The sequence below is a fragment of the Thiohalophilus sp. genome, assembly GCF_034521165.1.
GTDB lineage: Bacteria > Pseudomonadota > Gammaproteobacteria > UBA6429 > Thiohalophilaceae > Thiohalophilus.
Window position 1 is genome coordinate 144,398 of sequence record NZ_JAXHMV010000002.1, and the last position, 12,435, is coordinate 156,832.

Here is a 12,435-nt window from a genome sequence, read left to right on the forward strand (position 1 = left end):
GACCGCTTATTGTTTCTTGTTGTCGTCGTCATCCGGCAACAGCGATTGTTGCTGGCGTTTCATTTCCGGCGAGGGGACATTCTGGAGTTTTTCGATCTCTTCCTGGAAGGCGCTGACATCCTCGAAACTGCGATACACCGAGGCGAAACGCACATAGGCGACCTGATCCAGATCACGCAATTCCTGCATGACCAGTTCACCCACCTGCTTGGAGTCGATCTCGCGCTCGCCCAGGGCCCGTAACTGTTTAAGGATCCGGTTCAGAGCATCCTCGATGGCATCGGTGTTGACCGGCCGCTTCTCCAGTGACCGCTGCATGCCGGCACGCAGCTTCTCCTCATCGAACGGCTCGCGGCGGCCGTCATTCTTGACCAGCCGCGGCATGACCAGTTCGGGGGTTTCAAAGGTGGTAAAGCGTTCGTGACAGCTCAGGCACTCGCGCCGCCGACGCACGGCGGCGCCCTCACCCGCCAGGCGCGAGTCGATCACCTTGGTATCGTCGGCGCCACAGAACGGACAATGCATCGCTCAGTGCCGAGGGACGAGGGACGAGGGACGAGGAACAAAATATTTCTGTGTCATATCACTGTTTCCCGGTTCCATAAATCATCAACATCGTCGCAGCAGCCAGAAAAAATGATCAAGTCTGTAAGTACCATTTTTCCACCTCGTCACTCGGCCCTCGTAACTCGTCCCTGTTACTTGTAGACCGGATGTTTCTTGCAGAGATCCAGGACTTTCTTCTTGGTCTCGGCAATCACCTTCTCGTCGCCCTTGCTGTCGATGACATCGCACATCCAGCCGGCCAGATCCCGGCTTTCATCTTCGCCGAAACCCCGGGTGGTCGAGGCCGGGGTACCGACCCGGATACCGCTGGTGACAAAGGGCGATTGCGGATCGTTGGGTACGGCGTTTTTGTTGACGGTGATGTTGGCGCTGCCCAGCCAGGCGTCGATGTCCTTGCCGGTCAGTTCCTGCTTGATGAAGCTGACCAGAAACAGATGGTTTTCGGTACCGCCGGAGATGACATCGAAACCACGGTTCTGGAAGGCCTCGGCCATCACCTTGGCGTTTTTCACCACCTGCTGCTGATAGGCCTTGAAGTCCGGTTCCAGCGCTTCCTTGAAGGCGACGGCCTTGGCGGCGATGACGTGCATCAGCGGGCCGCCCTGGGTGCCGGGGAACACCAGCGAGTTGAGTTTCTTTTCAACGTCCGGGTTGGATTTGGCCAGGATGATGCCACCGCGCGGACCGCGCAGGGTCTTGTGCGTGGTGGAAGTCGTCACATCGGCGATGTTGACCGGGCTGGGATAAACGCCGGCGGCAATGAGACCGGCCACGTGGGCCATATCCACCATCAACCAGGCGCCGACCATGTCGGCAATCTCGCGAAAACGCTGCCAGTCCACCACCTGGGAATAGGCGCTGAAGCCGGCGACGATCATCTTCGGCTTGTGCTCTTTGGCCAGCTGCTCGACTTCGTCGTAATCGATGAAGCCCTGCTCGTCGATGCCGTACTGAACGGCGTTGTAGATCTTCCCCGAGAAGTTGACCTTGGCGCCGTGGGTCAGATGCCCGCCGTGGGCCAGGCTCATGCCCAGCACGGTATCGCCGGGCTGCAGCAGCGCCATATAGACCGCGGCGTTGGCCTGGGAGCCGGAATGGGGCTGCACATTGGCGTAATCGGCGCCGAACAGCTCTTTGACCCGGTCGATGGCCAGCCGCTCGGCCACGTCGACATATTCGCAGCCGCCGTAATAACGCTTGCCGGGATAACCTTCGGCATATTTGTTAGTGAGCACTGACCCCTGAGCCTGCATGACACGAGGGCTGGTGTAGTTTTCGGAGGCGATCAGTTCGATATGCTCTTCCTGGCGCTGCTCTTCGTTCTGCATCGCCGCCCACAGTTCGTCATCATAGCCTTCAATGGTCATGTCTCGTTTAAACATCAATTACTCCCGGTTCAGATAAAATTCAATAAATTCAGAGCGTTACAGCCCAGCGCAGGGTGCGCCCGGGGCTGTTACAGCTCGCGCAAAGAAGCCGTATTCTAACCGATCCGGGGATTTTTTTCATGGCGTTCAGGGGGTTTTGCCGGGGGTACGCGCAGCACAACGCTCTCGGGCCGATTTCTCCACCCGAATCGGGACTGGATGCCGGGTCAAGCCCGGCATGACGAAAAGCGGTCTGCCCCGTGCTCCGGCCCATCATTTCGTCAAATGCCTGCCCCATAACGAAAAAAAGCCCCGATGAAAACCACCGGGGCTCAATTGGTACGTGGAGGAGGTACCAAATAAGTGCTGAGTTTACCTTTTTTTATGCACAAATGTTAAGCATTCACCCGACAAAAGTGCTCGCTTACCACTCGTCACCGCCGGTTTTGCCGCCGGCGGCTTTGGTCAGCGCGGCCTCGATCGCCGAGGGCGCGCACATAATGGAGGCGAAGCTGTTGCTGCCCATCATGGACAGATCCGGGAAGCTGATGGCAATCCGGAACTCGGCACGCAGCGCGTAGGCCTTGTTGCCCTTGACCACGATCTCATAGGGCAGATGACCCAGAGACTTGGTGTCCTTGAAGTCGATGCGTTCCATGATGTACTGGTCACCGGCACATTCGGTCTCATCGCTGTTACCCAGGATGTTAACCCCGAATACGCTGGCTTCCTGGCCCGGCAGATCGATGCGATAGACCGGTTTTACCCCGCCCTTGCCGGCGGAAATCGCCGCTTCAACGCCGTTTACGGCATCCTCGTAGGTGTTGTAGTCGGCCAGGTTCAGGCGGTCATAAAAGTACGGCATCAGCCACTTGTACTGGTAATCGCGCAGGTCTTCGCCGGTCAGCCCTTTTTCAGAGCCGTAGGTCTGTTGTTTACCCAGCGCCCCTTCCAGCTGTGCGGCAACCGCCGCCAGACTGCCATCCAGGCGATAGGCATGTGCCAGATAGACCGGGTTGGTGTAGGCCACCTGCACATTATCGCCGGCATTGTAGAACGTCACCCGCTGCGCGGCCCCGAACACACCGTAATCGGTTTTGGCGGCCGTCGCCTTGAGTGCGTCACTGGTAATGGCAACGATGGTGGCATTGTCATAGGGCGAGTATTCGCCAACCACTTCAAAACCGGCATCGACCAGCTTCTGTTTGGCCGTACTGACCGCGGTGGCCATATCGGCCCCCTGGCTGTCAGCCAGCACAAACGGTTTAATCTTCTCCTCGGCCTGCAGAATGCCTGTCGATAACAACAGAGCCAGCAACCCGGTGAGAGCAAGTTTCATTGATTTCATAGATCTCCCATCCATATTTTTAAATATGATTCGGCAAGTTAACGGGCACAAATCGTCAAACGAACAACGACTACCCGTAACACAAACAATTCAATAGTCTGAAACAGAAAGGGCCATGGAGTCACTCCATGGCCCTGTCGACATCCCTGTGACATCAGAGCAGACTCTGACGACTTAGAACTTCCAGGCCCAGCTGGCTTCCATTTCCCATTGGGTCATTTCCAGTTCAATGGTCTGACCCGGATCCAGTGGATTAGCGCCTGTCACACTATTACTCGGTGAATACATAGCAGCAAAGTTGAACTCGCTATCCGCACCGGTGCTCTTGGTGAAACCAAAGGTAAAGTGATCTTCCATCACACCCGGTGCCAGGATATTGAACAGGACTTCCGAGTTCGGAATCGGTTGATCGCCATGGTTATAACCCACGCGCCAGGTCCATTCGGCACTGGTTGCCCATTGATAGCCCAGCTTGTAAACAGTGATGTCTTCCCAGCCAAAGCCGGCACCAGCACTGTCACCCAGTTGTGCTGTCTGGAGATTCGGAAGCAACGGGTTGGCGATTGAAGCGACATCGCTGTACATAATCTCCTGCACATCAAATACGACAGTACCCGAGTTACCCATGTCGTAAGCAAGACCCAGCGTCCAGGTAGCCGGAATATCGAAATCACCCTGCTCGGCAAACAGGCCGGCATAGTCACTGAATTCGTCCATCGCCATTTCGCTCTGATAGGAAGCCCCCAGAGTCAGGCCAGGCGCCACTTCCCCCTGGTAACCCAGCTTGAAGCCGAAACCGAAAGAATCATCCGTACCATTATCGGTCAGCTTGGTTGGATCAGAGGAAAAACCTTGCGCCCCAAATGCGGTTAGGCCAGTAGCTTCGAAGCGCTGATAGGCCAGAATGGCACTGGCACCCCAGGAGGACTTGTCATCAATCTTGCGCGAGTAGGTGGCATCCACAAACAGCTGTTCCAGATTCACTCCGGCCCCGGCTTCTCCGCCAAAAGCTCCACCAAAAAATGTACCAGCGCCACCGCCGGCGCTGGCCGGATAATCGGTGTTCATGCCACCGTTACCATAGATACTGATACCCACAGCACTGTTAGCATCCAGCATCCAGTTACGACCGAAGTGTGGAATCAAAAAATAGTCGGAATCACTCTCAACAGTCTCAGGCGTCAAACCAAATGAACCAGGAGCACCACTAGGAGCACCTGTAACTGTGTATTCGCGCTGCGGACTGAACAGAGCCGCACCCAGGTCCATGCGATCGCCAACCCAGACCATGCCGGCCGGGTTGGTAGCTGCCGCCAGTGAATCCTGCGGCAGGGCCACGCCGGCGCCGCCGAGGCCCTTGTTCTTGGTGCCATAACCGTGAGCGAAGTAACCGTTGGTCGCATGAGCCGCCGTCGGCAGGGCAAGTGCGGCAGCGACGGCTGTAGCGAGCAGTCGTTTGTTGATTTTCTTCATTGTTTCATCTCCCATGAAAGGTGAAGTGTGACATTGTTGTTGTGATCGTCAGTCGCCTGCATGTCGAGCATGCGTTATGGGTATTGTTGTGGCGGTGACAGTGTTTGTTGTTATGGTGCAACGAAAGGTGTTTGCAACTGGCACCGTATCTTTCATTAGGGGCCCGATAGTGTCAAGCAATTTTTAGGCGGCTATCGATTTTGATTATTACTATATTATAATTTTCTTATTTATTTCTTGCTCTATGGTCAGCTGAAATTTTCCCCGTTACAGTATGAGCACAACAAGTAACAACAGCATACGAGGTTACACCCATGGGAGAACAATTTACCTACTCGCGCTTGTCCCGTTCCATCCTGCTGGCAACGGGCCTGACCCTGGCCGGATCGCACGCCATGGCCTCCGGCTTCCGGATTCCGGAAATCTCCACCGTCGGCACCGCCACCTCCAACGCGCTGGTGGCCAACACCACCGAGACCGGCGCGCTGGCCTATAACCCGGCAGCAATGTCGTTTCACGATGCCAATGCGATCAATGCCGGGATTACCCGGATCACCTATGAGCCCGAGGTGACACCCGATGTCGGTACAGCCACCAGTTCCACCGGGGAGGATACCTTCTGGATCCCCAACGGTTACTTCATGGTAAAGGGGCATGACAATATGTCCTTTGGCCTGGCCGTTAACGCCCCTTTCGGTCTGGAAACCAAATGGCCGAGAAACACTTTTGGTGGTTTCGGTGGCCCAGGCCAAGCACTTGCGCCAGAACTAAGCCGGATCAAGATGTTTAATGTTAATCCCAACATCGCCTGGCAACTTGATGACACCAGCAGCATTGCCTTTGGAATCAATTACTACGATCTAGATGAACTGGTGTTCAATACTCAGGATATTAGAATCAAGGGTCGTGGCGGCGATCTGGGATGGAACATTGCTTACCAGAAGAAAATGGATAAATTAACCTTCGGTGCGAGCTATCGCAGCGCCGTTGAAGTTGACGTATCTGGTTTTTTTGATGCTACCAATGCGGGAACACCGCCCGCTCTGGCCGCAACGGCAAAACTGGAATTTCCCGACATGTTCCAGGCCGGCATCCACTATCAGGTAACGGATAGACTGGGAGTGGAGCTGGACATCGAGCGCACCGGCTGGAGCAGTTTTGATAAAATCAGCATAGTCAGAAGCGATGGAGCAGAATTAACTTCCAGCATTAATAACTGGGACGACACCTGGGCCTATCGTCTGGGCGCCATTTACCAGATGAACCCGAAAACCAAACTGATGTTTGGCTATTCAGCCGATGAGACACCTCAGCCGGATGAATACTTCTCCGCGCGGGTTCCTGATGACGATCGGCAGTTGTTCAGTCTGGGTATGACCCACGACTTCGGTAACTGGAACCTGGAGCTGGCCTATATGCTGGTAGACGTGGATGATCGTGACATTAATTCCACTGATGCCTATGCCGGCGCTGAGGCAAACGGTACTGATGCTTACAACGGCACCTACAAATCCGACTCGGATCTGATCAGTGTCGGGATATCAATGAAGTTCTGAGTACTGAGTGCCAGGTGCTGAGTTAGTGGTTGGGTAGGAGCGCCTCTGGCGCGATGGGCCTTGGCGGTACGTACGCAGGCCTGTCGCGGCGCAGCCGCTCCTGCCCGGTCCTCAGGCAACAGTTACCTTGCGATTGGAAATAATCATCGATGGTCATCCATCTGCACCTTGAGACTTGCGATTGACGATTAATGACTTACGATTCCCGACTGCCACGAGCTATCGCGGCAGAGCCGCTCCTACAGACATAAAAAAACCCGAAGCGCAAGCTTCGGGTTTTTTCTCTCCCACGATTTGAATCCGGATTTAGACGAACAGGGTAATATCTGCTTCGCCGGCGAATTCAAAGAACATGGCGGCACCGCCGTATTCGATTCCGTCGATGAAATCCGAATGGTTCATGTCGAACAGATCGACGGTCATCTGGCAAGCGATGATTTTAACGTCGGCTTCGACACACAGGTCGCGCAGGTCTTCGAGACTGGCAACGCCCTTGGATTTCATCTTGGCTTTCATCATCTTGGTCATCACCGCCTGCATACCAGGGATGGCGGTTCCGATCACGGGGAACCACTTGTCCATGCCCATCGGCATCGGCATGCCGGGGTTGCCCAGCGGGCTGACCTTGACGTTCATTTTCTTCTTCAGCAGCTGCAGTCCGTAGAAGGTGAAAAAGATCTGGACGTCATAGCCCAGCGCGGCGGCGGTGGAGGCGAGGATGAACGGCGGATAGCCCCAGTCCAGCGTCCCCTTCGTCGCGATAATGGCAAGTTTTTTAGACATAGTGCACCTCGATGCCTGTCACCTGCCCGCCATATGCCGGGCACGGTAACAGCGGTTTTAATGTATTTATAATAATAGTCGTCAGCGGCCTCAGGCCTTTTTGATCAGGAAGTAAAACTTCCCGCCTTCTTCCTTGGATTCCATCAGCTCGTTACCGGTCTGCTTGGAAAATGCTTCAAAGTCCTTTACGGAACCGGGGTCGGTCGCGATGATGTGCAGGACCTGTCCTGCGGACATACCGGCCAGGGATTTCTTGGCACGCAGGATCGGCAGCGGGCAGTTCAGGCCTGAAGCGTCCAGTTCTTGATCGAAATCAGCCATCTCGTTCTCTCCTTCAAGTCATCTGAGTTGGTTTGGGTTTCAGAAAAAAGTTGCTTGAATATTAGCAATCAAACTTACACTTATATGACAACTGGATTTGGAACACAAGATTTTTGTGGTAATCCAGTATTGTCAATGAGGGCTTCATGCCACCGCCAGGCCGCTGGATTTCCAGGCCTGAATCCCGCCTCGCAGGTTATGCACATTGTCAAACCCGCTGGCGCTCAGGTAGGCACACGCCCGGGCGGATCGCTGTCCTATCTGGCAATAGAGCACCACCAGATGTTCCGGCTCCAGCTCGTCCAGTTCCAGGGGCAGCTGGTACATGGGCACATTTCGGGCCCCTGGAATGCTCTCCTGCGAAGCATCAACCGGATTGCGAATATCAATCAGGCTGATGCCGTGGTCGCTATCCTCCAGCATGCTGGCCAGATCCGCAACCTCGATCTCCTTGAATACCTGCATCGTGTCTCTCCCATGACTCTCCTGGCACCCTAAAACCCTGAGGCAAGCAGGGCTTTAGACAAAGCGCGCATAGTCTACTGGAATGTTGAAATGAATACGAGTCGAACCCATCACGTTGCCGGGGGTCATAGATTGCGGGTTCGGTCATCGCGATCGCGACCGGATCACCGTATGATGCCAATACCCTGCTGTTGACGAGGTCTAACGAGATTATTTTGCGCCCTTTCAGAATCCATCCCGGCTGGCTGCTCATCGCCCTGCTGGTTCTCACGCCGGCACGCTTGCCGGCCGAGCCGAATCTGCCGGATATTGGCGATGCTGCGGCGGGCGTGGCCACGCCCGCCGAGGAGAAGCGGGTGGGCGAGACGGTGATGCGCAATATCCAGCGCAGCGGGCGCATCATTAACGATCCGCTGATCGACAGCTATCTCAACCATCTCGGTTACCGGCTGATCGCCGCCGGCGACAGCGACATGACCGATTTTCATTTCTTTTTGATCGACGCGCCCGATATCAACGCGTTCGCCCTGCCCGGCGGCTATATCGGGATTCACTACGGGCTGATTCTCTCCACCCGGACCGAGAGCGAGCTGGCCTCGGTCATGGCCCATGAAATCGCCCATGTCACCCAGCGCCACCATGCCCGCGCCTACGATTTTGGCGGTGGCAGCAGTCTGCCGGTGCTGGCCGCGCTGATCGCCGCCATCGTGCTGGGCGCGCAGAGCCCGGAGATCGGCCAGGCAGCCATCGCCTCGATGACCGCCGGCAGCATCCAGAGCCGGATTAACTTCACCCGTGCCAATGAGAAGGAAGCCGATCATCAGGGCATCAAATTGCTGGCCAATGCCGGTTTCGACCCCAACAGCATGGCCAGCTTCTTCGAGCAGTTGCACAAGGCCAGCCGGCTTTACGGCCCGCAGGGACCGGAGTTTCTGCGTACCCACCCGGTGACCGACACGCGTATCGCCGACGCGCGCAACCGTGCGCGTGAATACTCGCCCAGCCTGAGCGAGGACGCCGAAAGCTTCCATCTGATGCGTAACCGCATCAAGGTGCTGACCAGCCGCGAACCCGCCGGGCTACGCGACCAGTTTGCCGACAATCTGAAATCCGGCCGTTATCTCAACCGCACCGCCGAGCGTTACGGCTATGTCCTGAGTCTGCTGGAAACCGGCGATGTCAAACGCGCCCGCCAACAGCTGGACACCCTGCTGGCCGAGCAGCCGCAGCGCATCGCTTTTTTGCTGGGCCGCGCGCAGCTGAACTTCCAGCAGGGCAAAATCGACGCGGCACTCGAACACTATCGCAATGCGCTCAAGCTCTATCCGCAAAATCCCGCGCTGACCCAGGGCTATGCGGAAAGCCTGTTACGCAGTGACCAGGCCGACACCGCCCGTCAGGTCCTGCGGGATTTCCTGCGCGAACGGGATCGCAAGCCCCGCTTCTATCAACTGCTGGCCGAAGCCGAAGAGAAACTCGGCAATCGCGCGCACGCCCAGATCGCGCAGGGTGAATACTATTACCGCACCGGCCTCTCCCGTCAGGCCATCAGCCAGTTCAACCAGGCACTCAAAAGTGACGCGCTCGACTTTTACGACGCCGCCCGTGCCGAGGCCCGCCTGCAGGAATTGAAAAACGAAATCGCCGCACTCGAAGATCGCTCCTGACAACGCCCCGCGTTTTGCACTACACTGGCGAACAGCATAATCGTTCGGTTAATCAGTACATTAGCGATAACTGATTTACTGAAACACACTGACGATGCTTGCTATTAGGTTCTCAATCTGTATCCTATGAACCGTAACGGAGGTATAAGTCTTATCAGCATGATAAGCGTCCACAATAATAAGACCGTCAGCCTTAAAACTGACCCCATCTCTAACTTCAATGAGGAGGAGACCATGCGGAAACCCGCTAAACTCATAGCTGCCGCCAGTACTGTTGCTATGTTGCTCGGTTCCACAGCACTGGTACCCAGCACAGCAGTCGCTGCAAGCGCAGAAATGGGCAAGAAAATTGCCGAAGATCGCAAAGCCGGCAACTGCTTTGCCTGCCATAGTTACGAAGGCGCCCACCTGCCGGGTAACATCGGACCGCCGCTGGTGGCCATGAAAGCCCGCTTCCCGGACAAAAGCAAACTGCGTCAGTGGATTGCCGATCCGACCAAAACCAATCCAGACACCATGATGCCTCCCTTCGGCAAGCACAACATTCTGACCGAAGAAGAGATCGATCACGTGACTGAGTGGGTCTATACCCTTTAATTCCGGCAAGTGGAGGACACTATCAATGCAACGTAGAACCTTTCTGAAAGGCAGCCTGGCCAGCGGGTCCGTCGCGGTGGCCGTCAGTGCCGGCCTGCTGACGCCCGGCGCCGTCATGGCCGCCTGGCCCAAGCGGGCGTTCGAAACCGAAAGCATGGAAACGGCCATGAACGATCTGTTCGGTACCGCCCAGACCCAGCCGACCGATGACATCACCATCAAGGCCCCGGATATCGCCGAAAACGGCGCCGTGGTCCCGGTCTCCGTGGAAACCGGCATCGGCGGCATTGAGGAAATCGCCATCATCGCCGAGAAGAACGGCAGCCCCCTGGCCGCCAACTTCAAGCTGGCGAACAATGCCAAAGGCTATGTCTCCACCCGCATCAAGATGGCCAAAACCTCGAATGTCATCGCCGTGGTCAAAACCGGCGGCAAGGCCTACTCGGCCCGCAAAGAGGTCAAAGTCACCATCGGCGGTTGCGGCGGTTAATCAGCCCGACCTCAAACGAATTGAATCAAGAGGATTTTAATTATGGCTAAGAGTATCCGAGCCCGGGCGACCCTCAAGGGGGACACCGTCACGGTCAAAGCGTTGATTACGCACGTTATGGAAACCGGTATGCGCAAAGACGAGAAAACCGGCAAGAAAATCCCCGCCCACTTCATTCAGGAAGTGAGCTGCGCCCACAACGGCACCGAAATCGTGCTGGCGCAGTGGGGACCGGCCGTCTCCAAGAACCCGTATCTGTCTTACCAGTTCACGGGTGGCCAATCCGGCGACGACGTTTCCATCAGCTGGGTCGACAACAAGGGGCAGAAAGACTCCCTGACCACCCAGATCAAGTAATCAACGAGTCAATCCAACTGGATGACAGGAGTTATAACAATGAGAAAACTGATAATCGCTATGACAGCGCTTTCGGTTCTGGGTGGTGCCTCCGCCACGGCGGTCGCCAAAACCGATCCGGAAAAAGACCTGAACGAGTTCCGCCAGTACTTCTACAAGAAGTTCCCTGGCATCAAACTGCAGGAATACAGTGACGGGATTTACGCCCTCGACAAGGTCCGCCGTGACGAATGGCGGATGATGGAAGAGTTTCCTTCCTATGAAGACGGCGTCAACAAGGGACGTGCCATGTTTACAAAATATGGCCTGGCCAGCTGCTTCAAAAACGGCGGCAAGAGCATCAAACAGCACTATCCCTACTTCGACAAGAAGTCCGGCACCGTACGGACCCTGGAAGGCGACCTGATGACCTGCCTGAAGCGCAAGAACGTGGACCTGAAAGCGGAAGGCCTGCGTTTTGGCAAGGGCAACTTCGCTGCTATCGCCGGCTACATGGCCTACACCTCCCGGGGTGAGAAACAGAACGTGGTTGTTCCGAACGACGATCGCGCTCTGGCCATCTATGAGAAAGGCAAGGAGCACTTCTACGCCAAGCGTGGTCAGCTGAACATGGCCTGCGCCGATTGCCACGTTTACAACTCCGGCATGATGGCACGCGGTAACCTGCTCAGCCCCGCACTGGGTCATACCTCGCACTTCCCGGTATGGCGCCGCAAGTGGGCCAAGGGCAATGAAAGCGGCGTGAAAGGCTTTGGTACCATCCAGCGTCGTTACAGCGGCTGCAACAAGCAGGTCCGTGCCCTGCCGTTGAACAAGTACAAAAACGGCGACTACAAGCGCGGTATGCAGCATCCGGAATACGTGGCTCTGGAGTATTTCCATACTTATATGAGCAACGGCATCCGCCTGAACGGTCCGGCTATCCGCCAGTAAGCGGCAAGCAACATACCGCTAAAAGAAAAGCCCGGCTCTGCCGGGCTTTTTTTATGAGACAAGCTGGCAGTTGGCAGATGGCAGTCGTCAGATAATCTAGCTTGGACAGCCCCACCGCGTAGGTCACGCTGGCGATAGCCTGCGTGACTTTCTCAACGTAACCCATCCAAATGGGGACAACCTGACCATACCCGGCATTGGCTGCCAACTGCCATCTGCAAACTTGCCCCTCAGCACTCAGCACTCAGCACTCAGAACTCAGAACTCAGAACTCAGAACTCAGAACTCAGAACTCAGAACTCAGAACTCAGGTTAATAAATGACGGGGTATAACGCGTTCCGGAAGGACAAAAAAAGGGGCCACCCGCCTGGGCAGCCCCCGATATGGTGGGACGTGAAGGACTCGAACCTTCGACCAACCGGTTAAAAGCCGGATGCTCTACCAACTGAGCTAACGTCCCGAATAATCTGTCACAGGCCCTGTGAGAGCCGGATGTAACAGGAAGCGCGC

13 protein-coding genes and 1 tRNA gene are annotated in these 12,435 nt (G+C 55.9%); 6 read left to right on the plus strand and 8 right to left on the minus strand.

The features are described 5' to 3' along the window. Positions 1-6 precede the first annotated feature (6 nt). From nrdR to U5K34_RS02455, 4 genes are all read right to left on the minus strand, one after another. The gene (gene nrdR / locus U5K34_RS02440; RefSeq protein ID WP_322566928.1) at positions 7-525 is read right to left on the minus strand and encodes a transcriptional regulator NrdR; all 519 of its coding nucleotides are present in this window, start codon (positions 523-525) and stop codon (positions 7-9) included. A 173-nt stretch (positions 526-698) separates the two neighbouring features. Next, positions 699-1,949 carry a serine hydroxymethyltransferase gene (gene glyA / locus U5K34_RS02445; protein WP_322566929.1) on the minus strand — a complete coding sequence of 417 codons (1,251 nt, stop codon included), beginning with the start codon at positions 1,947-1,949 and terminating at the stop codon, positions 699-701. A gap of 409 nt (positions 1,950-2,358) precedes the next feature. Then, complete coding sequence (locus U5K34_RS02450; protein ID WP_322566930.1) at positions 2,359-3,282, minus strand: hypothetical protein; 924 nt, start codon at positions 3,280-3,282, stop codon at positions 2,359-2,361. Positions 3,283-3,456: 174 nt separating this feature from the next. Beyond that, positions 3,457-4,755 carry an OmpP1/FadL family transporter gene (locus U5K34_RS02455; RefSeq protein ID WP_322566931.1) on the minus strand — a complete coding sequence of 433 codons (1,299 nt, stop codon included), beginning with the start codon at positions 4,753-4,755 and terminating at the stop codon, positions 3,457-3,459. Between the two features lie 314 nt (positions 4,756-5,069). Here U5K34_RS02455 and U5K34_RS02460 point away from each other — a divergent pair, with 314 nt between their 5' ends. Continuing rightward, positions 5,070-6,311: an OmpP1/FadL family transporter gene (locus U5K34_RS02460; protein WP_322566932.1), complete on the plus strand. Its 1,242-nt coding sequence runs from the start codon at positions 5,070-5,072 to the stop codon at positions 6,309-6,311. Between the two features lie 306 nt (positions 6,312-6,617). Here U5K34_RS02460 and dsrE2 read toward each other — a convergent pair whose 3' ends face one another. From dsrE2 to U5K34_RS02475, 3 genes are all read right to left on the minus strand, one after another. Beyond that, a complete protein-coding gene (gene dsrE2, locus U5K34_RS02465; protein WP_322566933.1) occupies positions 6,618-7,094 on the minus strand; it encodes a sulfur carrier protein DsrE2 in 477 nt (158 codons plus the stop codon). Positions 7,095-7,184: 90 nt separating this feature from the next. Then, positions 7,185-7,415, minus strand: coding sequence for a sulfurtransferase TusA family protein (locus U5K34_RS02470; RefSeq protein WP_322566934.1), 231 nt, complete (start codon positions 7,413-7,415; stop codon positions 7,185-7,187). 144 nt (positions 7,416-7,559) lie between these two features. Next, positions 7,560-7,880, minus strand: coding sequence for a rhodanese-like domain-containing protein (locus tag U5K34_RS02475; RefSeq protein WP_322566935.1), 321 nt, complete (start codon positions 7,878-7,880; stop codon positions 7,560-7,562). Between the two features lie 215 nt (positions 7,881-8,095). On the opposite strand from U5K34_RS02475, the gene U5K34_RS02480 reads away from it, so the two are divergent. The 5 genes from U5K34_RS02480 (at position 8,096) to soxA (ending at position 11,924) form a co-directional block, all read left to right on the plus strand. Further along, a complete protein-coding gene (locus U5K34_RS02480) occupies positions 8,096-9,547 on the plus strand; it encodes a M48 family metalloprotease (protein WP_322566936.1) in 1,452 nt (483 codons plus the stop codon). 234 nt (positions 9,548-9,781) lie between these two features. Further along, positions 9,782-10,144 carry a sulfur oxidation c-type cytochrome SoxX gene (gene soxX, locus U5K34_RS02485; RefSeq protein ID WP_322566937.1) on the plus strand — a complete coding sequence of 121 codons (363 nt, stop codon included), beginning with the start codon at positions 9,782-9,784 and terminating at the stop codon, positions 10,142-10,144. Positions 10,145-10,169: 25 nt separating this feature from the next. Next, positions 10,170-10,634 carry a thiosulfate oxidation carrier protein SoxY gene (gene soxY, locus U5K34_RS02490; RefSeq protein ID WP_322566938.1) on the plus strand — a complete coding sequence of 155 codons (465 nt, stop codon included), beginning with the start codon at positions 10,170-10,172 and terminating at the stop codon, positions 10,632-10,634. A gap of 42 nt (positions 10,635-10,676) precedes the next feature. Then, on the plus strand, positions 10,677-10,991 hold the full coding sequence (soxZ, locus tag U5K34_RS02495) for a thiosulfate oxidation carrier complex protein SoxZ (RefSeq protein ID WP_322566939.1): 315 nt from the start codon (positions 10,677-10,679) through the stop codon (positions 10,989-10,991). A gap of 39 nt (positions 10,992-11,030) precedes the next feature. Then, complete coding sequence (gene soxA / locus U5K34_RS02500) at positions 11,031-11,924, plus strand: sulfur oxidation c-type cytochrome SoxA (RefSeq protein WP_322566940.1); 894 nt, start codon at positions 11,031-11,033, stop codon at positions 11,922-11,924. 385 nt (positions 11,925-12,309) lie between these two features. Here the strand turns inward: soxA and U5K34_RS02505 are convergent. Further along, positions 12,310-12,385: transfer RNA gene (locus tag U5K34_RS02505), tRNA-Lys, on the minus strand. Between the last annotated feature and the right edge of the window lie 50 nt (positions 12,386-12,435).